This window comes from Paenibacillus sp. FSL A5-0031, from assembly GCF_001956295.1.
GTDB lineage: Bacteria > Bacillota > Bacilli > Paenibacillales > Paenibacillaceae > Pristimantibacillus.
Genome location: NZ_MRTD01000023.1, coordinates 77,881 through 98,967 on the forward strand (window position 1 = coordinate 77,881; position 21,087 = coordinate 98,967).

General features: G+C 46.0%; 21 protein-coding genes and 1 pseudogene. 18 read left to right on the forward strand and 4 right to left on the reverse strand.

Annotated elements, in window-relative coordinates:
• The first annotated feature begins 37 nt into the window (after positions 1 to 37).
• The 13 genes from BK120_RS29260 (at position 38) to BK120_RS29315 (ending at position 12,605) form a co-directional block, all read left to right on the forward strand.
• Entirely contained in the window at positions 38 to 673 is a 636-nt protein-coding gene (locus tag BK120_RS29260) for a CBS domain-containing protein (protein WP_076271030.1), read from the forward strand.
• Positions 670 to 1,470 carry a pyruvate, water dikinase regulatory protein gene (locus BK120_RS29265; RefSeq protein WP_076271031.1) on the forward strand — a complete coding sequence of 267 codons (801 nt, stop codon included), beginning with the start codon at positions 670 to 672 and terminating at the stop codon, positions 1,468 to 1,470. Before BK120_RS29260 ends, BK120_RS29265 begins: the two co-directional genes overlap by 4 nt.
• 35 nt (positions 1,471 to 1,505) lie before the next feature.
• Positions 1,506 to 1,904 carry a nucleoside-diphosphate kinase gene (ndk, locus tag BK120_RS29270; RefSeq protein WP_076271032.1) on the forward strand — a complete coding sequence of 133 codons (399 nt, stop codon included), beginning with the start codon at positions 1,506 to 1,508 and terminating at the stop codon, positions 1,902 to 1,904.
• Positions 1,905 to 2,085: 181 nt separating this feature from the next.
• A complete protein-coding gene (locus BK120_RS34715; protein ID WP_083682602.1) occupies positions 2,086 to 3,261 on the forward strand; it encodes a P-loop NTPase family protein in 1,176 nt (391 codons plus the stop codon).
• The gene (locus BK120_RS29275) at positions 3,251 to 4,486 is read left to right on the forward strand and encodes a TadA family conjugal transfer-associated ATPase (RefSeq protein WP_076271064.1); all 1,236 of its coding nucleotides are present in this window, start codon (positions 3,251 to 3,253) and stop codon (positions 4,484 to 4,486) included. Before BK120_RS34715 ends, BK120_RS29275 begins: the two co-directional genes overlap by 11 nt.
• The gene (locus BK120_RS29280; RefSeq protein ID WP_083682604.1) at positions 4,483 to 5,355 is read left to right on the forward strand and encodes a type II secretion system F family protein; all 873 of its coding nucleotides are present in this window, start codon (positions 4,483 to 4,485) and stop codon (positions 5,353 to 5,355) included. Before BK120_RS29275 ends, BK120_RS29280 begins: the two co-directional genes overlap by 4 nt.
• Positions 5,356 to 5,373: 18 nt before the next feature.
• Positions 5,374 to 6,258, forward strand: a complete 885-nt coding sequence (locus BK120_RS29285) for a type II secretion system F family protein (RefSeq protein WP_076271033.1) — start codon at positions 5,374 to 5,376, stop codon at positions 6,256 to 6,258.
• A gap of 25 nt (positions 6,259 to 6,283) precedes the next feature.
• Positions 6,284 to 6,469, forward strand: a complete 186-nt coding sequence (locus tag BK120_RS29290) for a Flp1 family type IVb pilin (RefSeq protein WP_076271034.1) — start codon at positions 6,284 to 6,286, stop codon at positions 6,467 to 6,469.
• 12 nt (positions 6,470 to 6,481) lie between these two features.
• A complete protein-coding gene (locus BK120_RS29295) occupies positions 6,482 to 7,207 on the forward strand; it encodes a TadE/TadG family type IV pilus assembly protein (RefSeq protein ID WP_076271035.1) in 726 nt (241 codons plus the stop codon).
• A gap of 52 nt (positions 7,208 to 7,259) precedes the next feature.
• Positions 7,260 to 9,524, forward strand: coding sequence for a hypothetical protein (locus BK120_RS29300; RefSeq protein WP_076271036.1), 2,265 nt, complete (start codon positions 7,260 to 7,262; stop codon positions 9,522 to 9,524).
• Positions 9,525 to 9,579: 55 nt separating this feature from the next.
• Complete coding sequence (locus BK120_RS29305; RefSeq protein WP_076271037.1) at positions 9,580 to 10,461, forward strand: hypothetical protein; 882 nt, start codon at positions 9,580 to 9,582, stop codon at positions 10,459 to 10,461.
• Positions 10,462 to 10,494: 33 nt separating this feature from the next.
• A complete protein-coding gene (locus BK120_RS29310; RefSeq protein ID WP_076271038.1) occupies positions 10,495 to 11,007 on the forward strand; it encodes an A24 family peptidase in 513 nt (170 codons plus the stop codon).
• 29 nt (positions 11,008 to 11,036) lie between these two features.
• Positions 11,037 to 12,605, forward strand: a complete 1,569-nt coding sequence (locus BK120_RS29315; protein ID WP_076271039.1) for a DUF6382 and FHA domain-containing protein — start codon at positions 11,037 to 11,039, stop codon at positions 12,603 to 12,605.
• 9 nt (positions 12,606 to 12,614) lie between these two features.
• Here the strand turns inward: BK120_RS29315 and BK120_RS29320 are convergent, their stop codons facing one another.
• From BK120_RS29320 to BK120_RS29330, 3 genes are all read right to left on the reverse strand, one after another.
• A complete protein-coding gene (locus tag BK120_RS29320) occupies positions 12,615 to 13,517 on the reverse strand; it encodes a TIGR01777 family oxidoreductase (protein WP_076271040.1) in 903 nt (300 codons plus the stop codon).
• A gap of 43 nt (positions 13,518 to 13,560) precedes the next feature.
• Complete coding sequence (locus BK120_RS29325) at positions 13,561 to 14,046, reverse strand: hypothetical protein (RefSeq protein ID WP_076271041.1); 486 nt, start codon at positions 14,044 to 14,046, stop codon at positions 13,561 to 13,563.
• Between the two features lie 156 nt (positions 14,047 to 14,202).
• On the reverse strand, positions 14,203 to 14,640 hold the full coding sequence (locus BK120_RS29330; RefSeq protein WP_076271042.1) for a DUF2621 domain-containing protein: 438 nt from the start codon (positions 14,638 to 14,640) through the stop codon (positions 14,203 to 14,205).
• 101 nt (positions 14,641 to 14,741) lie between these two features.
• Between BK120_RS29330 and BK120_RS29335 the strand changes: the two genes are divergently transcribed.
• The 5 genes from BK120_RS29335 (at position 14,742) to BK120_RS29355 (ending at position 20,098) form a co-directional block, all read left to right on the forward strand.
• A complete protein-coding gene (locus BK120_RS29335) occupies positions 14,742 to 15,872 on the forward strand; it encodes a deoxyribonuclease IV (RefSeq protein WP_076271043.1) in 1,131 nt (376 codons plus the stop codon).
• Positions 15,873 to 15,924: 52 nt separating this feature from the next.
• On the forward strand, positions 15,925 to 16,827 hold the full coding sequence (gene purU, locus BK120_RS29340; protein WP_076271044.1) for a formyltetrahydrofolate deformylase: 903 nt from the start codon (positions 15,925 to 15,927) through the stop codon (positions 16,825 to 16,827).
• 164 nt (positions 16,828 to 16,991) lie between these two features.
• Positions 16,992 to 19,010: a transketolase gene (gene tkt, locus BK120_RS29345; RefSeq protein WP_076271045.1), complete on the forward strand. Its 2,019-nt coding sequence runs from the start codon at positions 16,992 to 16,994 to the stop codon at positions 19,008 to 19,010.
• 62 nt (positions 19,011 to 19,072) lie between these two features.
• Entirely contained in the window at positions 19,073 to 19,390 is a 318-nt protein-coding gene (gene ppnP / locus BK120_RS29350) for a pyrimidine/purine nucleoside phosphorylase (protein ID WP_076271046.1), read from the forward strand.
• A 186-nt stretch (positions 19,391 to 19,576) separates the two neighbouring features.
• A complete protein-coding gene (locus BK120_RS29355; RefSeq protein WP_076271047.1) occupies positions 19,577 to 20,098 on the forward strand; it encodes a DUF420 domain-containing protein in 522 nt (173 codons plus the stop codon).
• A gap of 65 nt (positions 20,099 to 20,163) precedes the next feature.
• Here BK120_RS29355 and BK120_RS29360 read toward each other — a convergent pair.
• Positions 20,164 to 21,075 (reverse strand): annotated as a pseudogene (locus BK120_RS29360) (NAD(P)-dependent oxidoreductase); the annotation flags it as partial.
• Positions 21,076 to 21,087 lie beyond the last annotated feature (12 nt).

Sequence of the window (21,087 nt, forward strand, 5' to 3'; positions counted from 1 at the left end):
GACGGGGGAGAGTACGATTCAATTATCTTCGCGGCAATTGGAGCTTCTTGAGCTTGTGAAGAGGCATGCGCCGATTACCGGTGAGCAGTTGGCAGAATCTCTAGGTGTCAGCAGGCCCACACTGCGCTCGGACTTATCGCTTCTCGTCATGCTTGGATTGCTTGATGCGAAGCCTAAAGTAGGTTATTTCTTAGGCAACACCTATCGCTCAAGCAGCGAGCCTTTGCAGCAATTGAACAATATGAAGGTGAGAGAAGTACAAGGTGTTCCCGTTAATGTTCCGGACTCGTTGTCCGTGCATGACGCTGTTATTACGTTATTTACTGAAAATGCAGATACTCTTCTGATCGTTAATGAGCAGAAACGGTTTGTTGGAATCGTAACACCGAAGGATTTGCTGAAAATAACGCTTGGCAACGCTGGTGCTGCATCTATTCCTATCAGTATGGTGATGACCCGTTATCCTAATATTGTGACGCTAATGCCCGACGAATCTGTGATGGAAGCGATTCGCAAAATGTCGCTTCATCAAGTAGATTGTTTACCAGTTATCATTCCGCGCGAGGATCAGGTGACTGATCCAGAGGTTACTGGCTGGGTATCGAAGTCGAACATTATACGTCTTATGGCGGACATCGCGATGGATGGGAAATTGGGGGAGCCAGAGTTATGAAACAGCAGATCATTTATGTATGCTCCGATGCTGTTGGAGAAACGGCGGAAGCAGTTGCAAAGGCGACTTTACGCCAATTCTCCTCAGAACAAGTGAAAATAAAGCGTTACGGCCATATTAAATCCGAGGATGAAATTATTCGCATCGTGGCTGAGGCCGCTAGTACTGGCGGTTTTATAAGCTACACGCTCGTCCAGCCGGAGCTTCGGGAGCAAATGAAAGAAGAGGCTTTTAGAGCTGGAGTTAGAGCCGTTGATGTCATGGGACCGATGATGCAAGCATACGTTGATACGTTTGGGAGTTTCCCGAAGCGTGAGCCGGGGCTGCTGCACTCCATTGACGATGCTTACCATCGCCGAATGGATGCTATTGAGTTCGCTGTGAAATATGATGACGGCAAGGATGCTCGAGGTTTTGTACAAGCACAGGTCGTCCTGATTGGCGTATCTCGAACGTCGAAGACGCCGCTGAGCATCTTTTTGTCCCATAAAGGAATTAAGACGGCTAACCTGCCGCTAATGCCCGAGGTTAATCCTCCCGAAGAATTGAAGCCTGCACCTGGCAGGCTCATTATAGGTTTAACGATGCAAGCTGAGCATCTTCTGGAGATCCGCTCTGAACGGCTTAAGACGCTGGGACTTCCGGCATCTGCGCAGTATGCGACAACCGAGCGCATTCAAGAAGAGCTTGATTATGCAGAGTCCGTCATGAAATCATTGAATTGTCCTGTTATAGATGTTACAAATCGTGCTATTGAAGAGACTGCAGGTATTATTACTGAATGGCTTAACAAATAAATGGCTATACCGATAGAGACAAAGGGGGATTCAACATGGATAAAACGTTTGTAATGGTAAAGCCAGATGGTTACGCGCGTGGTTTAGTAGGTCGTATTGTTGCTCGATTTGAAGAGAAGGGCTTTAAACTAGTAGATGCAAGGGTAATGCGCCTTTCAAGAGAGCAAGCCGAGACACATTATGAGCATTTGCGCTCAAAGGTGTTTTTTGACGAGTTGGTCGATTTTATCGTTTCGGGGCCTGTATTTGCTATGATATGGGAAGGCAAAGACGCTATTAAAAACGCAAGGAGTCTTATTGGCGCAACGAATCCATCTGAAGCCCTTGCAGGTACAATCCGTGGAGACTTTGCAATCGATGTAGCTAGCAATATTATTCATGGATCTGACTCTATCGAAAGCGCAGAGCGCGAGATCAAAAACTTTTTCCAATAGTCAATGGAATTGTAAGTTAAAGAAATAAGATAAACAGCAGAAAATTCCTTAGTTGACGAATGGAATATGGGTATGGTAAATTTTAAACAAAGTTAATGATCAAACACGGAAGCACCGTATAAGGACGCAGATATCTGCGCCTTCTACGGTGCTTTTTTTGTGTATTCTAAGCGGAAGGAAGGTGAAAAGGCTGAATAAATATCAACTTGCTGTGGCGGTAAGGGAGCCGGAATACTTGAAGCGGCTGGCTGATTATATGCAAGGCAGCAAGCTTGGCGAGCAATGGCAGATTATCGCGTTCACGCACGCAGATTCTTGGAAGCTCTATGTGAAGCAAGGCTACAAGATTGACTTATTGGCTGCTCAGCCTGAGCTGCTTGCAGAAATGGATGCAGAGCAAGCGGGTATTCCTGTAATTGCTCTAGTGCTACAGCTGGGAGAGAGCAAGGAGAAGCATGAGCTTTTGCAATATCAACCCATTCCCCAGCTGCTAAAGCGTTTTTCGGAGATTCATTCCCAAGCGATAGGACATGCTGCCGCTTCGTCAGGCGCTTATGAGAGGCCGTCTGGCATGAATATTATATCTGTTTATTCGGCATCGGGGGGAGTGGGAAAGACGGTATTGGCGCTGCATTTGGTACATGCTGCAAGTGTGCATCAATGTCGTACCTTTTATCTGAACCTTGAGCGGTGGAACTCTTCTGAAGCTTGGCTGCGCAACCAGCAATATACAGATGACCTCAGTGAAGGAGAAGTGAGAGAGGAGGGTTTGTCAGAACTGCTTTATGGACTCAAGGCACAGCCGGAGCAGTCGGTCAATTGGCTTATGGAGCATCGAAAACGGGATTCGCAGCTTAAGGGTGATTATTTAGCCCCGTGCACCAATTTGGAAGATCGATTGACGCTTAATGAGGAAGATGCGGCTGTAATAGTGAGTACGATTGCTCGAAGCGGGCAGTATGATCTCATTGTCGTTGATTTGGAGGGCGGTCTGGATGAGCTGCACCTTGCTATTTTTGAACGATCAAATCATGTGCTTTGGGTTGCAAGCGATAATCCGTCTGTGAGGGATAAACAAAAAATGGCCCTGCGTTATGGAGCGCAAAAGTGGAGTGATCGCTTTAGCTCTTTGTCCAATAAATTCAAATGCGTAAAAAACCATGTGGTTAATCCGAAGCATACCGTTGATAACGAGATTGATGGCATGGCATGCGCCAAGGTGGGGCTGCCGGAAATTCCAGAATGGCGAGGAGCAAGCCACGTTGCTCTGCTGTCATCGCCGTTATACCGAGCAGCTGCAGACCAATTATTCAAGCAGCTTTATTTGGAAGGAGGCGGATTGATTGCTGAGCGATGAAACGGTGCTTGAGCTGCGCAACAAGGTACGAGCCAAAATTGATTTTAGCGGATCGCTGTCAGATGAAAGCCTGATGAGAATAGCAGAAGAGATCGTTTTCGAATGGTGCGATCTTCATCCTCTTACCGCAACCGAGAAAGTGAAGCTTGTACGGAGGCTGTTCCATTCGTTTCGAGGTCTTGATATTTTGCAGCCGCTAATGGAGGATGCCTCCATTAGTGAAATTATGATTAATCATCATGCGGAAATATTTGTGGAACGAAGAGGGCGAATGTCATTATTGCCGGTTTCTTTTGAAAGCAGAGAACGGCTCGAGGATCTAATCCAGACCGTTGTTGCGAGTGTGAATCGTGTCGTTAACGAGTCTACGCCGATTGTTGACGCCCGTCTTAAGGATGGATCTAGGGTGCATGTCGTATTGCCGCCGGTTGCGCTCAAAGGACCATGTATGACCATTCGGAAGTTTCCTGATCAGCCTCTAACAATGGAGGAGCTAGTAGCATTCCACTCGCTCTCGCAGGAAGCGGCATCGTTTTTGAAAGAGCTTGTCGGGGCTCAATACAATATGTTTATAAGCGGCGGAACAGGAACAGGCAAGACAACTTTTTTAAATGCATTGTCGCAGTTTATCCAGCCGGATGAGCGGATTGTTACGATCGAGGATTCTGCTGAGCTGCAAATTCGCTCCATTCCTAACTTAGTGGCGATGGAAACGCGCAATGCGAATACGGAAGGGAAAGGGGAGATTACGATTCGCGACCTCATACGTGCCTCGCTTCGGATGCGTCCTAATCGCATTATCGTCGGTGAGGTGCGGGGAGGAGAGGCTCTTGATATGCTGCAGGCATTAAATACCGGCCATGCCGGAAGCATGTCAACGGGCCATAGTAATGGAGCGAAGGATATGATGGCTCGGCTGGAGTCGATGGTGCTAAGTGCAGCAGAATTGCCTGTGATCGTTATTCGCCAGCAAATCGCCTCAGCCATCGATATTGTTATCCATCTATCAAGATTCCGTGATCGCACCCGCAAAGTGACGGAGATATGCGAGGTCATTGGCGTTGAAGATGGAGAAATATTGCTTAATCCACTGTTTATTTTTGAGGAGGAGGGAGAGCGGAATGGCAGAGTGCTTGGCGGGCTAAAACGTACAGCGAATTCGGTAATGAGAATGGACAAATTGACGCTTGCTGGGAAAAGAATGGTCGAAGGAGTGGCGATATGAACAATTCAAGCGGCGTGAATAAAAGCAGCAGCCTTCATCGTCAACTTGGGGGACGGATAGAGAGAATGCTCTTATGGTGCGGCTGGGAAAGCGATGCGACGATAGCGAACCTCAGAGCAGGCCGAACCCTTACCAATTATGAGCAATACCCGCTTAATCGAAACCAGTTTATTGCTACGTCCTTAATCGCAGCTGTGATTTTCTATGGTGCTGTCTTCTTATTTTATCATTCTGTGTTCCTTTCATTTGCAGCGGCAAGTTTGGGTATACTCGCTCCTAGAATTAGACGTAAATTTCTTCTGGAACAGCGCAAGGAGAGACTGAAGCTGCAATTTAAAGAAGCTTTATTTTCACTGACCTCCTCGCTTGCAGCAGGACGCTCTCTTGAAAATGCATTTTTATCTACTCACGATGATTTGAAGCTAATTTATCCTGATGCTCGAACGGAGCTGCTGCTGGAGTTTCAAATCATTCGCTTTCGTCTAGATAACGGCGAGCCCTTAGAATACGCGCTGCGCAACTTTGCTAATCGTGCAGGAATTGATGAGATTACTCAGTTCGTCGATGCACTAGCTGCTTGCAAGCGCTCTGGAGGAGATTTGCTTGAAGTGATGAAACAAACCTCGATCATCATTGGAGAGAAACTTGAAATTGAGCAGGAAATTGCAGTTATGGTTGCTCAAAAAAAATTCGAAGGTCGAATTATGATGGCGGTGCCTTTTGTTTTTTTAGCGTTTTTAAGCCTAGCTGCACCTGACTATATGGCTCCTTTATATGGAGGAATCGGATATTTGCTATTGACGGGAGCGCTGCTGCTTTTGCTTCTCTGCTTTTGGTTGATGGCAAAGATGATGAGTATCCGAATGTAGGACGAAAGGAGACAAAGCATGCTCGCGGCAATTGCGCCGGTTGCTTTAACGGCGATTTGGGTGTACTTGGCAGGAAAAGGAGCATTGTATGCCATATGGCGTCAGCTAATGGGTAGAAAACAAACGAATGACCAAACGCGGCAGCAGCTTATGCAGCTAAGTTTGATTAATCCATTTATGCATGTGCTAGAACGGTTCAAGCTTTTTGATACGCTGCATCTGCCTATGGGCAGCTACCATATGAAGCTCCTCTTATTGAAGGATAGCAGCTGGTCAATCGAGCGGACAAAAGGTGAAGCAACTGCTGCTCTAGGTATGGGATATGCTGCTTTAACAGGTTGTGCTTGGATGAGTTTACTTGGACAGGAGCCTACCTTGTTAGTCATAGGGGGAGTATTCGGCATCGTGCTAACGATACGCCCTTTCGTAGATGCAAAGCGGCAGGTTGAGGAACGAAAGCAACAAATCATTATGGAGCTTCCCGTTATGCTCAGCAAGTTAATGCTGCTGGTTGGCGCCGGTGAGACAGTACAGCAAGCGCTAGCAAGATGCTTGGAGGGAAAGGAGGCTGTGCAGCATCCTCTTTACAAGGAATGGGGAGAGACGGTATCTATGCTTCGCAACGGTCAATCGTTCAGTACGGTAATGGAGCGGTTTAATAGAAGATGCGCGGTGCAGGAGGTTTCGATCTTTACAACGGTGCTCTTATTAAATTATCGCCGCGGAGGAGAGCATTTTATTCTTGCATTGCGAGAGCTCTCTTACACTTTATGGGAGAAGCGCAAGGCAATCGCTAGATCGCGTGGGGAGCAAGCCTCCTCAAAGCTTGTATTTCCGCTTGTAGGTATTTTGCTAGTACTCATGATTTTGGTAGCAGCACCCGCAGTACTGCTCATGTCTTAACTTAAATTAGAGAGGAAGATGAAGGATGAGAAAAATAGGCCAATCGCTACGTTCATTTTGGAAAGAGGAAGATGGTTTAGGGACGCTCGAAATTATTTTGATTATTGCGGTTGTCATCATTATTGCATTGTTGTTTAAAGACTGGATTATTGAGCTAATTGAACGTTTGATGGGCAAAGCAGATGACGAGGCGGACAAAATTTTTAGTTAGCGGGTGAGGCTTTTGAACAGATTGCGAATAAATGCACGGCTGCTTCGCTTGCTTAAGAAGGAGCAAGGCAGCTTTACGCTGGAGTCTACGATCGTTTTTCCAATGCTGTTCGGGCTTATATTGTTGTTTATTTTGTTTGGAATGTACATGTACGAGAAGGTCATTGTCTATTATGCAGCGTCTTCAACAGCAGAGCGTGCGGCCTTCAGCTGGGATAACAGTAATCGAGACGCAAGGAGCGGCATGCTCAATGAGCCAAGCTATGATGGTTTATATTGGCGTATTGGCGAGGATGGCGTGCTCAGCAGCTTGTTTGGACTGAGAGGAGAAAATGATGCAGCGAAAGTCGTGCTCCCACTTGCTAAGACGGGTGATGGAGACAAGAATGCTTTAGCTATTCGGAAAATAGAGCAGTCTGCTAGATGGTTGGGACAAGCAGGCCTAACATACGAAGGAGAAATCAGCTATTCAAGCAGCATTCTGAGAAGAGTGATCAAAGTCAAACTGAAGGAGCCTTTATCGGCTGAATCCATTGAGAAAAGCTGGTTGAAGCGTGAACCCAAAAGTGCAGCCTCTTCCACGGTTGTTGATCCAACTGAGTTTATTCGGAGTGTTGATCTCGTACGTTATTATTCATCAAGGTTTGCAAATCGGGCTGGAGGAGCGGGGCAAGCAAAGTCTCAGGCCGGTCAAGTGCTGGATACTTATAAAGGTAAGGGGAAGGCGACAAAGCCATAATGTAGCGAAACAGAAAAGGCTTGAAAGGTAACGATGGAGGTGCAAGGCAGCAGTGAGCATAAAAATAGATTCGAAGCATCGTTATCGGCAGTTTATTTGCAAGCTTTTCTTTCGAGAAAATGGGGCAGTGACCGTGTTTTCGGTTATTGTTTTATCCTCGCTGCTTTTGTTTTTCTCTTTGCTTATTGATTATGCCCGAATTGCGGCTCTGCATAAGTTAACAGAGGATGCTGTAAGGTCAAGCGTAAGATCTGTACTCTCTGCTTATGATGATGCTCTTTATAAGCGATATGGTCTATTTGGCCGTGGTGGTACAGACGGTCAAATCATATTCGAGGAAATGATGAAGGCAAATACAGAAACAGCAGATGACTTGGGTCGATCAGGGATGAAGCTGGTTCGCGCTAAGTCAGATGCTGCCGCACTGCATGCAGCGACGTTTCTAGGCAGCCATAACGTATTTTCAAGACAGGTGCTCGAAGAGATGAAGTATAAGGCGCCAGTAGATTTCACATTGGATATCGCAGCAAGGTTTATACCAATGGCAGATGCAATGAAGGAGGCATCGATTGCAATAAGTTTGCTGGAGAGCATGCGGAAGCTGTATGAGAAACGGGAAATTCATCTAGCGAATGTACTTCAAATGCAAAAGCAGATGGCTTCGACGATAAGTGGAAGCAGTCTTTCTATGTTAATTCCTGTCCAGCCAGGTGTAGTAGCAATAGAGGGTAATTCTGCTCTGGGCATCGCAGGGGAATACAGCTCATATGCGGCCAAAGTTATATATAATCAATCGCTAACTGCCGGGGAGAAAAAGTTGAATACAGCGGAAATAGAAGCATACGAGGAGAAAGTGACAGCTTTTGCTATGGAGCTGCGCAAAGTGAGTGATGACATACATAGACAGCATGTGAAGCTTCAGGGAGAAGCAATACAGGAGCTGGAAGCTGCAAGGGCATTAAATGACGATATGCTGAGAATTGTTCAACAAGCCAATCAACAGCCTCAGCATAGTGGATATGATACGGTGTCCAAGCATAAGTCAGCAAATACTGAACAGCATCAGGTTCCCGCTGATGCTGCTTCCGACATTGAGCAGGTAAGGAAAGCTGCGGATGAGCTTGTAAAGACGGATGGATGGTTCACAGAGTACCGTCAGGAGGTGGAGGCGCAGGGCTCGTCTGCTGCTTCACTCGATATGGAAGCAGGGGCTTATCAGTCCAGCAGCCTTGCCGCTATAGTTAAGCCGGTTAAGAGCATAACTGCTGATACATTGCTTGAAAGCGTAACAAGCCTGCGTCTTGCTTATGGGGCATATGAACAGAAATATATTCGACCTGCTAGTGTCATCGTTGATCGACAGAAAGCACTCGATCAGGGTCAGATATCGAAACAGCTTAAACAGCAAAAGGAGCAAGCTGGTTCTCTCTGGAATCAGGCACGCAGCTTGCTGCATGGACTGACAAGTATCCCGCAAATGGAAGAACATCAAAAGGTGTTCGAACAGGTCCAGCTGCGTTATAACGATAACCTATTATTCAATGAGCAGCCTGATGAAGCAACAGAGATTGTCGACATGGAGAAGGCAAGTGATGCGCATATGGCAGCTGAGCAGTCTAATACGCTTATGGGTGGATTGTTCTCAGGTATGTCCGGGATGCTGGAGAAAACGAGAGATTCATTATACTTTGGTGAATACGTTATTCAACGCTTCACTTCATTTGCTCCTCAGCATTTACGTTCGATGATGACTGGAGGAGATATATCAGAGTTGTCACATGCCATTTCATTTCATAATCAGGAAGCGGAATATATTATTTATGGCTTCAACAATCCAGTAGGGAATATAGCCGCTGCATATGGTGAATTGTTTGCGGCTCGACTGGCTGTGAGAACGATGGAGGGGCTGCTTGAAAGCAAATCATTAGGCCATCCATTGCTTATCTTATCAGCTGCGCTTATTTATGGATTAGAGAAATCGATCGAGGATATGCTTGCTTTCTCTGAACGAGGAACTGCTCCACTTTCCAAATACATAAAAGTAGAGCTTTCATATACGGATTATTTACGACTTTTTATTCTGATGCATGGTGCCGATGATGGGGCAAGTCTGGCCCGGATGATTGCAGCCATCGAACTAAACAGTGGGACGATTCTCTCTGCAGTCCCGAGCGGAGTGACAGGTGAAGCAGCCGTTTCGATGGAGCTTTGGTTCATTCCCGGATTAATTCGGACGCTGGGAGCAGTCGGACTTCTGGAAGGAAAGGTTGTAGGGAACCGTTATGAGACGACACAAACGATGGGCTGGTCTTATTAAATGTCGACGCCTTAAGCAGGAACAAGGTTCAATAGTCGTAGAAGCTGCGTTAGTTATGCCTATGGTTATAGTTATGCTGCTAGTCTTCGTCATGCTCATTCGTTTATGTGCGGTACAGTTGGCACTGCATTCTGCTGCTTCTCAGACCGTAAGGCAAATGGCGGCACATATCTATCCAGTAGAACTTGCCTGGCAGCAGGCATCAGCCGTCGTTCCGCTGCCTTCCAAAGGGAAAATTCCTTTGTCTTCATGGAGTGAGATTGCCGCAGAAGCGGCTGAATGGCTGCCTTCACCCGCAGGAGCTTTGGTTTCATCTACATTGCGAGGAGATTTTCGTCCGATTCAAAATATGGCTGCTACTGAAATAGGCAGATCTGTTATTCAGCCGTTAATAAGTGAACTTTCTGATGCAGCCATTATTGATCCCCAGAAGATTAGGCTGAGCTGGCTAGCTCTTCCGGATCTAAATAAGGAGCATGAGCCGTATTTAGCTATCGAGGTGGAATATGACTTTCCGTTAAAGCTGCCTTTTTACGGTAAACCGATTGTCCTTAAAGAGCAAGCCTCCGAACGTGTTTGGATAAGTGACGCCGCACCAGCAAGATATGGTGAAAACAAAAATGATCAAGAAAACATTCCGATTCAAATTGTTTCCATTGAGCCAAATCCGCTCCGGCCTGGCAAGAAAGCTGCCGTTACAGTGAAAACGCTGCCGGGTGCTGCGATTTCTTTGGGTGTTACTTATAAAAGCGGATCAAGTAAAGCGAAACATCTTGGTGAAGCAGTTGCCGATGCAGATGGATATATCAAATGGACCTGGCATGTATCCGGAAATACAACTCCTGGCACATGGGAGCTTAAAGCTTCAGAGGTGAATAAGGAAAACAATCAAGTGTCGATGCATTTTGTCGTTGAAAAGAGCAGCGATAAAAAGTAAGAAAAGACTTAGCCGCCTTGGAGGGGAGTCGCCATGGAGTTTATTGTGACAGCTGTTGTTGCAGTGTTTTTAGTGATCGCTCTCTATACGGATTTAAAGGCTCAAATTATACCGAATTGGCTGAACGTGACTTTTTTCTCCGCTGCATTTATATATCATACTGCTATCAGCGGGTTGGAAGGAGCTGCAATTGCAGCAGTTGGCGCCTTAACCGGATTTATTCCTTTGCTGCTGCTTCATCTTGCCCGAGGAATAGGTGCTGGCGACGTAAAGCTGTTTGGCGCATTGGGAGCTTGGGTGGGAGTATGGTTGGTGCTGCAGATGATGTTTTATGCCATCTTATATGCTGGTGCAATTGGCGTGTGTCTTGTCATTGTAAATCGTGCATTCGGGAAAAAAATGGCTGCTGACGTAACCGCATTTGTCGTGACAGTGGCAGGGGATAGGAAGCTTCAGTGGCTGCAATGGGCGGAATCAGGCAAAAAGTTTCCGTTTATGCTGGCGGTTGCACCCGCTGCTGTTACGGTATGGTCCATTTTCAGCTAAGTTTTCATGTTACAAGGGGGAATTGAGAAATGAAAAGCTTTCGGATTGATTTTGCTATGAATCAGTCGCATGAGATGATTATTGATCGAGAGAGCGGCTTGTATAGAAGCGAGCTTGATGAAATTGAGCTTCATATGCTTCATAGCGAGCGAATTCCCTATCTGCTGCCTATTGATTGGTTCGAGCTGGATAGTAAGGTTACATTCCGGTACAAGCTTTCAGGAATGAGAATGCTTTTGCACAGGCTGCAGCAGCAACAGCTCTCGATGGAGCAATACTACACGCTAATATTAGGCGTAGCGGATGCGTTATTCGAATGCAGGCATTATATGCTGCGGCCAGAGGGCTGTCTGCTTGATGAACAATATATTTTTATTGGAGAGAAGCTTCATGATATACGGCTTGCTTATATTCCAATAATGGAGGGGACTGCTGAACAAACAAAAGGAGCGGGCGATCTCTTGGCGTTAATTGTGCGTTTCACCTCTTATGTAGACCGCATTGATGGGGAAGGATTAAAGCGTGTGCTTCAGCATTTCGGCAAGAGATGGCCTCTTGAAGAGCTGCGGGCGACGCTGTTGGAATTAATAGGGGAAGCTTCATCTTCATCGAATCAGCGATACGAGGCAATAGAGAAGCCAGAGATGCAGCAAGCAGCAAAACCTGCTCCAACGCAAAAAAATCCACTATTAGATTGGCAGCAGCGATCTGAGTTAGCGAATAGCGATGAAAAAGGGCGGATTCAAATACCAAACCCTTCATTGCGTTCGTACTCTTCCCCGATAATGGAAGAGTTTAAGGACCATGAATTATTTTCAAAACATTATGCTGACCCTTTGGATAGGGAAGCGGATGAGCCGGAAACAAAGAAAAAATGGATTGGAACAGCTATTATTGTCATCGCACTTACATGTGTTTGGAGATTTGTTTATTTTGAAGCTGCTGGTAGGCAGAGCTTATTGATCAGCTCGGGTATTTCTTTGCTGTTACTAGCAGCAGTTATGCTTGTTTGGAAAAAGAAAACAGATGACGAAGCAGACTACGACGAATCGGAAAAAATGATAGAAGAGTCATCGTTCCACTCTGGACTATTTCCAGGGCTTAATCGTGCTCATGCAAATGATGATTCTGTCGAGACGCCAGCTATTAATCCGCCAGAGGATCAGAGCGAATTATTCGAGTCTCAGTCGGCTGCCTCGCTGCATGTTGTAGCAGCAAATCCCATTTCTCATATAGCAGAACCAACAGTATTGCTAGGAAATAATCAATCAATGGAGGGTTTAGGTGATTCGTCAGTATGGCTCCAAAGGAGATGGAAGAGTCAGGAGAACAGGATAGAATTAACAGAAGGAAGCTTTAAAATTGGGCGTTCGGGAGAGCAGGTGAGTTATGCAGAGGGGGCAAGCGGTATATCGCGGCTTCATTTGGAAATTGAAATCTTAGCGGGTGAATATAAAGCGAAGGACTTAGGTTCCCGTAATGGGAGCCTGCTAAATGGACAAATGATGATCCCTTATAAAAGCTATAAGCTATCGATAGGAGATGTCATCCATCTTGCAGGCGAGCAAGGACCAACGTATGTGCTGAAATCGGAATAAGAAACGAAGCTAACCTTGCCCTACAAGTTCTTCCATTGCACTATTAACCGTTGGATAAAGGAACACGAACCCGTTTTCAAGCGCTCTGCTTGGCAAAGCTCGCTGTCCGTCCAAAAGAAGTGTGGACATTTCACCAAATAAAGTTCGCATCACAAAAGCTGGAACCGGGAACCAATGAGGCCGGCTCATTGCTTTGCCAATGGCTCGACCAAATGAATCATTTGTTACAGGTTCAGGTGAAGAAGCATTTATGGGTCCTTCAATAAAGTTGTTGTCCAATATAAATAGGATTAGTCGAATCATATCCTCGAGATGAATCCAAGACAGCCATTGTTTGCCGCTGCCGATCTTACCTCCGCCGAACAATCGATAAGGCATAGCCATTAAAGGAAAAGCGCCTTCCTTTTTGTCTAGCACAACGCCCACACGAAGCTTAACAAGCCGCTCAGCTGGTATGCTGTCTGCGGCCTGTTCCCATTTCTGAACGACTTCGGATAAAAAATCGGTAACTTTAGTTGGGCTTGATTCATCAAAAATACCGTCTGCTGATATGCCATACGCAGAAATGCCGGAAGCATTAATGACAAGCGGCGGCTTGCGCTCGAGCGATTGTACAAGCTTTGAGATGCGGGCGGCGGCTGTTAGTCTTGATTCCATGACACGCTTCTTGGCAGCTTGATTCCATCTTTGATTAATGGATTCGCCTGTGAGATTGACTATGGCATCTATGCCTTCCAGCAAAGCTGGAGCAGCTTCGAGTTCATCCCAAGTTAATTGGGTAAACCCGTTGCGATTGGATTGATTTTTAGAACTAGATCTGGAAATAATCCATACTTCATCATTTCTCTCAAGCAAAGCCTTGGTAAGCGCCCTTCCGATAAACCCAGTTCCTCCAGCTATCGCAACCCGCATCCTCGTTCGCTCCTTCAATTCACCCATTACTTCATTTCATTCATTACTTTATTTCTTCAATTTTAACTAACCAATTTTGTTTGAGGGTTGCATCACCTTCAATGGCTTTTTCCGAATACTCAAATTTCACTTTTGCATCGTCCGGCAATGCTTCTAACGTGCTTTTTTGATCATCTGTTACTTGAAGTGCAATTGCGCCGGCAGCTGTTTCTATTTCTATAGAGTGCGAGTCGCTTAGACCGCTATAAATACCTTCATTCACTTTGTTTGGCGCTGCTGGATCCTCGATCGTACCGTTGTTGTTTGTTGCAGTATCTGTCGGTTCCGGTGAAGAAAGACCAGGATCAATGACACCATTATCTTCTGGCAACTGAGTAATAACTGGTCCGTCGGTTGCAGTGCCTTGCTGTTCGTTTCCTGCATTAGTATTGCCACCGCCACATGCGGATGTTGCGAGCATAACAGCGAGAAGAACGGCTCCTGCTGTAGCTGCTTTTTTGTTTCTTCTTCGCTTCGATGAGTTCATCATGAGAACCACCTCCTGTAATTAATAACGAAATAGATGAGTATTAGGTTACATTTTTATATATAACCATAAAATACGAGTATGAAGCATGTATATAAGGGGGTCATTAATTGATGATTAAATATAAATAAGTTTAAGCCGCACTGATGCGGCTTAAACTTATTTATTAAGTAGATGCTTATAGGGAGTATAGTCGATTCCTTGACGGTCAAGAAAAGTAACAAGACTACGGTAATCACGTTTTGGTGTTGCTCGTATGTAACCTTCGATACAATGCTCGCGCGTAACGGATGATGCGCCATGTTCAATCGCCACTTGACCAATCTTGGCTGCGATAGAATGTTTAGCTATATCACGAAAAGCGCTTGGCACTGGGGAAACAAGCTCGTCCAGCAAACTTTTGGAATCATCATTCCACATGCTGCGACTGCGATCTACCCAGTAGTTTTGCCAATCGAGCTTAGACTTGCCGTCTCGCATCGGAAGCACCTTGAGAAATTTTCGAAACATGAAAAATCCGCCAATCGACATAGCCGCAACCATGACGACCGCCCAAAAAACGATAAAATACATAAACCAGTCGGGGGCAACTTTCATACGTGTCTTTCACCTCAATAATGAATTATACCGTATTCCTAGATTTATTTCGACATTCCTTGTAAAATAAGGTTTGATCAACCGAAAGGGGCGTAATATTTATGTTGAAAATAGGTTCCCATGTATCATTTTCGGACAAGGGGCTGCTCACTGCAGCACAAGAAGCAGTATCGTATGGCTCAAGTACATTTATGATCTACACCGGCGCACCTCAGAATACAAGAAGGAAGCCGATCGATTCGTTATATATTGAAGAAGGAAAAGCGCTTATGGAGCAATCCGGTATTAATGAGATCGTAGTTCACGCGCCTTATATTGTGAATCTTGGCTCATATAAGGACTCTACGTACGAGCTTGCGGTTTCTTTTTTACAAGAAGAAATTCGCCGTACCGATTACATCGGTGTACGTAATATTGTTCTTCATCCAGGTGCCTATACGGACAAGGATGCAGAATATGGCATCGCTCGTATAGCTGAAGGCTTGAATGAAGTGCTTGCAGGCACAAAAGAAACGAATGTTAACATCGCCCTTGAGACGATGGCAGGCAAAGGCACAGAAATTGGTCGCAGCTTTGAAGAGATTGCGGCGATTATTGACAAAGTTCAAGATAACGAACGGTTAACTGTATGTATGGATACTTGCCACATGCACGATGCTGGTTACGACCTTGTTCATGATCTGGACGGCGTTCTTGAGCAGTTCGATCGTGTTGTTGGATTAAACCGCGTTGCCGTTGTTCACGTGAACGATAGCAAGAACTCACGAGGTGCTGGTAAAGACCGACATGCTCCAGTTGGCGCAGGCTGGCTTGGTCACGATGCCATTCAAAGAATCGTTGAACATGAAGGCCTTAAGGGGCGTCCATTTATACTGGAAACGCCTTGGATTGGCAAGGAAGACAAGACTGAACGTCCGATGTATGAAGCGGAGATCGCTTTGCTCAGCGGCAATGGCAGAGCTCGCTTAGGTGAAAGCTTCTTTGAAGATGTGGAGCGCTTGCATCATTTCTTCGGGAAGCAAGAAATTGATTCCAGAGGTTTTGTACTCTCTACTTGGGATTTGTTAAAAAATGACGCAAAAGCAAAAAAAGCAGATCCGCGCGAGCCGATGGAGCGTCTGTACGATCTTGTAATGGCAGGCGAAGCATTGCCGGCAGGACTAACAGAAGAACAAATCAATCAGCGTATTACGGCTTGGTTTGGCGGCAAAGAGCTGCTTGCTAGACTTTAATTAAAGTTAACATTAATTCATATAGATCATTGCGAAAGGAAGTTTGAAGTCCATGTCATCACCATCCACCCCATCTGAAATAACCGTTGAAGCAGGTGGAAAGAGCGGGCGTGCGCGCATGCTTATTTCTTGTCCGGACCGCCCGGGCATCGTAGCTGCTGTTTCTCATTTCTTATATGAGCACGGGGCTAACATCGTTCAATCGGATCAATATACGATGGACCCGGAAGGCGGAATGTTTTTCATCCGTTTTGAATTTGATCTAGTTGATCTGGACAAGGAGCTTCCACTTCTTATGGAGGACTTCACCAGAGTAGCCGATCGATTTGATATGAAATGGCATACATTCCGTGCCAGCCGCAAGAAACGTCTTGCTGTGTTCGTTTCGAAAGAGGATCACTGCTTGCTAGAGCTGCTTTGGCAGTGGAAGGCAGGGGATCTTGATGCAGACATTTCAATGGTTATAAGCAACCACTCTGATATGCGCGAACTGGTCGAATCCTTTGGCATTCCGTATTACCATATCCCAGTTACAGCGACTACAAAAGAAGAAGCCGAGCGCAAGCAAATGGAAGTTGTTGCAGATAAAGCGGATATCATTGTATTGGCGCGTTACATGCAAATCATTTCGCCTAAGTTCATTGAACAATTTCCAAATCGGATCATTAATATTCACCACTCATTCCTACCCGCTTTCGTTGGGGGCAAGCCTTATGCGCAGGCATATACACGCGGCGTAAAAATTATCGGCGCGACAGCGCATTATGTAACAGAAGAATTAGACGGCGGGCCGATTATCGAGCAGGATGTTCAACGCGTCAGCCACCGTGACAACGTCGATGATTTGAAAAGAATCGGTCGGACAATTGAACGGGTCGTTCTCGCAAGAGCTGTGAAATGGCATATTGAAGATCGTGTAATCGTGCATAATAATAAAACTGTTGTATTCAACTAACTGTATTTTTATGCGAATTATCTATTTTTTTTGATGGAAAACGAGCATGCAGAGTGATACAATATTCAAAGTTATTGCGTACTGGTATGACGCTGTATCGTTGTTTTTAGAAACCATATAACGAGATGAAATTAGACAAGCTTAGACCATAGGAGGAAATTGTAATGTCAGTCACACAAAAGTCGGTTGAACAGCTTTCTATCGATACGATCCGTACACTTGCGATCGATTCCATCGAGAAAGCGAAATCAGGTCACCCTGGTATGCCAATGGGCGCTGCTCCAATGGGCTATCAATTATTTGCAAAAAATATGAAGCATAATCCATCGAACCCTACTTGGGTAAACCGTGATCGTTTTGTTTTGTCTGCGGGTCATGGCTCTATGCTGCTTTACAGCTTGCTTCACCTCTCCGGCTATGATTTGCCTATGGAAGAATTGAAAAACTTCCGTCAATGGGGCTCCCTAACACCAGGACACCCTGAGTTTGGCCACACGGCTGGCGTTGATGCAACAACGGGTCCACTTGGACAAGGTATCGCTATGGCGGTTGGCATGGCAATTGCGGAAGCACAGCTGGGCGCTACTTACAATAAAGAGGGCCACGAGCTTATTAACCACTTTACCTACTCCATTTGCGGCGACGGCGACTTGATGGAAGGCGTCTCTCATGAGGCTGCATCCTTCGCAGGCCACCTGCAGCTCGGCAAATTGGTCGTTCTATATGATTCCAACGATATTTCGCTTGATGGCGAATTGAGCCTTTCTTATTCCGAGAGCGTTCAAAAACGTTTTGAAGGCTACGGTTGGCAAGTGCTTCGCGTAGAAGATGGAAACGATCTAGATGCTTTGTCCAAAGCCGTTGCTGAGGCGCAAGCAAATCTATCCAAACCAACTTTAATCGAAGTAAAAACAGTAATCGGCTACGGCAGCCCGAACAAAGGCGGCAAAGGCGGACATGCTGGTCCTCACGGATCACCGCTTGGTGCTGATGAGACAAAATTGACGAAACAAGCTTACGGTTGGTCTGAAGAGCTTCAGTTCCACGTGCCTGACGAAGTTCGCGCTCACTTTGCAGATGTGAAAAGCAGCGGCGAGCAAGCAAATGCACAGTGGGATGCAAGCCTCGCAGCTTATAAAGAAGCTTTCCCTGAGCTTGCAGCTCAGTTCGAGCTTGCTATCTCTGGCGCAATGCCTGAGGGCTGGGACGCTGACCTTCCAGCATACACAACTGCGGACAACGCGGTTTCAACTCGTGTAGCTTCAGGAAATGCACTTAACGGCCTTGCGAAAAACGTTCCGACTATTTTCGGAGGATCTGCTGACCTTGAGAGCTCGACAATGACTCATCTGAAAGGTTTGACACAATTCAAACCAGGCAGCTACGATGGCCGCAATCTTTATTATGGCGTACGTGAATTCGGTATGGCTGCTGCCATGAACGGTATTGCTCTTCACAGTGGTTTGAAAGTATTCGGCGGTACGTTCTTCGTATTCACAGATTACCTTCGTCCTGCTGTTCGTCTTGCTGCATTGATGAAGCTGCCTGTTGTTTATGTATTGACGCATGACAGTATCGCAGTTGGCGAAGACGGTCCTACACATGAGCCGATTGAACAGCTTGCTTCGATCCGCATTATTCCTGATCTAACGGTTATCCGTCCAGCTGATGGCAACGAGACTTCCGCAGCATGGGCTTATGCTGTAGAGAACACTGGCAGCCCGGTAGCGCTTGTTCTTACTCGCCAAAACTTGCCGATTCTTGAAGGCACAGTGAACGGTGTTCATGAGAACCTGCGCCGCGGCGCATACGTTGTATCTGATGCAGCAGATGGCAAGCCGCAAGCACAAATTCTTGCAACGGGCTCCGAGGTTCAACTTGCTGTAGCAGCTCAAAAAGCTCTTGCAGAAGAGGGCATTCAAGTACGTGTTGTCAGCATGCCAAGCTGGGATTTGTTCGAGAAGCAATCGAAGGAATACAAAAATTCCGTCATTCTTCCTGAAGTTAAAGCCCGCCTTGCGATTGAAATGGCTCATCCATTTGGCTGGGAGCGTTACACAGGAGATCAAGGCGATATTCTTGCTATCGACCGTTTCGGCGCATCAGCACCTGGCGATCGCGTAATCAAAGAGTATGGCTTTACGGTCGAAAACGTTGTTAGCAAAGTGAAAGCATTGCTGTAATAGCTTGTTCAACAGATCATCAAAGCTTTAGCATCCGATATATAAGGGAGATTACGTCTACGATGTCTCAATTCGAAAATGTATCGATCGTCAAGAAGGCAAATGTTTACTTCGACGGTAAAGTAACAAGCCGTGCTGTATTGTTCGCTGACGGCACCAAAAAAACACTCGGCATCATGCTGCCGGGTGACTATGAGTTTGGAACAGACTGCGTTGAAATCATGGAAATTTTGGCTGGCGATTTGAAGGTGCTTCTGCCTGGTGAAACCGAGTGGCTGCACATTCAAGGCGAAGGCGAATTCACTGTGCCTGCGAACACAAAATTCAAGCTTCAGGTTGCTGAAGTTTCGGACTATTGCTGCTCGTATATTTACGAGTAAGCACTAAATATTGAAAAAAGGCTTCTTCGCTTCGGCGAAGAAGCCCTTTTTTTGTTCGTTCGCAGCATTGACTTATAATATTCGTTATTTCGTGACAAAACTTGTTCAAAGCGAATTGTTTTGAGGTGTAGAATCGGATAAAGTTAATTTATATGCACCGTATTCCATGACTGGAGGATTTTTTGGATGAAAGAAAGAAACTATACACCGCTCATATCGATCTTAACCATCGTCCTTGTCGGGCTGATAGCTGTTTTGTTTTTTCTGCCTGCGTACGAGGGAGAAATTCACTTTGACGTAACGATTTTGCCATTGCTGAATGCGATTTTTAACTGCTTTACTTTTATTGCACTCTGCATAGCGCTAACGGCGATTATGAAAAAAAATGTTCGGATGCACCGTGCGTTCATCGGCGCTGCATTTGTCTCCACAACGTTGTTCCTAGTTTCCTATGTAGCGTATCATTATTTAACGGAATCAACGAAATACGGAGGAGAAGGCATTCTTCGCTCGATTTATTTCTTCATCCTCATTACACACATCTTGCTAGCGATTGTTGTCGTTCCGCTGGCCTTAATATCGGTTGTACGCGGGCTGCAGATGAAAGTAGAGAAGCATCGTAAAATTGCAAGATGGACGATGCCGATTTGGCTGTATGTAAGTCTTACTGGCGTAATTGTTTACTTAATGATCTCGCCATATTATTAAGCAGTATTTCAAAGAAAAAGGGGTTGTCCGCAGTGATTGATACACGCGGACAACCCCTATTTAAATTAATCCCGTCCGCTAAGCTTGCGGCCGATCCATTGCTCGTAAGCTTGGCCTACGCTCGACATATCAAGCTGGCTAAGTCCCATTGCATCACCAATTTGGAATAGGCTCTTCGTTGCTTCCAGCAGAGGAGTCGGCACATGCAGACTGTCCGAGAGGGCAGAGGATAACCTTAAATCCTTTAACATCAGCTCGAGCGAAAATTGAACGTCGTAATTGCCTTCAAGCAGCTTTGGTCCCTTCATTTCAGCTGCCCTGCTTGCTGCACCGCCAGATTGAACGAGCTCGACGAACGAGCTGCCGTCAATGCCGCCGCTCGCTGCTATCGCCATGCCTTCTGCAAGTGCCACAACGTTGATGCCAACAATCGTATTGTGGGCGAGCTTGGCAATGGAGCCGCTGCCGCTTGGGCCCATTGGAATGACTTTACGTCCCATAGCGAGCAAAACGTCTTGGACTTCTTCGATCTTGCCTGCATCGCCGCCAGCCATAAATACGAGTGTACCGCCTTCAGCGGCTGGCTTGCTGCCTGTAACCGGCGCATCTAGGAATACTGCTCCAATAGTATCCGCTGCTGCGGCAAGCTCCTTAGCAAGCGTTGGAGATATCGTGCTGCTGTCAATTAGCGTAATGCCTGCGCGAGCACCTGCAAAAATACCGTTTTCGCCAAAGTATACTTCACGGATTGCAGCATCATTACTAATCATTGTAATGACGATTTGTGCAGCACGCGCAACGTCAGCCGGTGACTCAAGCTCGGAGGCACCTAAGGCGAGCAAGGACTCTGCTTTGCCAGGAGTTCGATTATAAACGACAACTTCAAATCCTTTATGCAATAAATTAGCTGCCATTCCCATTCCCATTACGCCTAACCCGATAAATCCGATCTTCTTCATCATCATATCCTCCACTTTGAATCGATTTTT

Coding starts and splice junctions, on each gene's coding strand:
- BK120_RS29335 (WP_076271043.1), top strand. CDS start 14,742: ATGTTGAAAATAGGTTCCCATGTATCATTTTCGGACAAGGGGCTGCTC.
- BK120_RS29285 (WP_076271033.1), top strand. CDS start 5,374: ATGCTCGCGGCAATTGCGCCGGTTGCTTTAACGGCGATTTGGGTGTAC.
- BK120_RS29290 (WP_076271034.1), top strand. CDS start 6,284: ATGAGAAAAATAGGCCAATCGCTACGTTCATTTTGGAAAGAGGAAGAT.
- BK120_RS29265 (WP_076271031.1), top strand. CDS start 670: ATGAAACAGCAGATCATTTATGTATGCTCCGATGCTGTTGGAGAAACG.
- BK120_RS29280 (WP_083682604.1), top strand. CDS start 4,483: ATGAACAATTCAAGCGGCGTGAATAAAAGCAGCAGCCTTCATCGTCAA.
- ndk (WP_076271032.1), top strand. CDS start 1,506: ATGGATAAAACGTTTGTAATGGTAAAGCCAGATGGTTACGCGCGTGGT.
- purU (WP_076271044.1), top strand. CDS start 15,925: ATGTCATCACCATCCACCCCATCTGAAATAACCGTTGAAGCAGGTGGA.
- tkt (WP_076271045.1), top strand. CDS start 16,992: ATGTCAGTCACACAAAAGTCGGTTGAACAGCTTTCTATCGATACGATC.
- BK120_RS29310 (WP_076271038.1), top strand. CDS start 10,495: ATGGAGTTTATTGTGACAGCTGTTGTTGCAGTGTTTTTAGTGATCGCT.
- BK120_RS29330 (WP_076271042.1), bottom strand. CDS start 14,640: ATGAAAGTTGCCCCCGACTGGTTTATGTATTTTATCGTTTTTTGGGCG.
- BK120_RS29315 (WP_076271039.1), top strand. CDS start 11,037: ATGAAAAGCTTTCGGATTGATTTTGCTATGAATCAGTCGCATGAGATG.
- BK120_RS29325 (WP_076271041.1), bottom strand. CDS start 14,046: ATGATGAACTCATCGAAGCGAAGAAGAAACAAAAAAGCAGCTACAGCA.
- BK120_RS29355 (WP_076271047.1), top strand. CDS start 19,577: ATGAAAGAAAGAAACTATACACCGCTCATATCGATCTTAACCATCGTC.
- BK120_RS29320 (WP_076271040.1), bottom strand. CDS start 13,517: ATGCGGGTTGCGATAGCTGGAGGAACTGGGTTTATCGGAAGGGCGCTT.
- ppnP (WP_076271046.1), top strand. CDS start 19,073: ATGTCTCAATTCGAAAATGTATCGATCGTCAAGAAGGCAAATGTTTAC.
- BK120_RS29305 (WP_076271037.1), top strand. CDS start 9,580: ATGCCTATGGTTATAGTTATGCTGCTAGTCTTCGTCATGCTCATTCGT.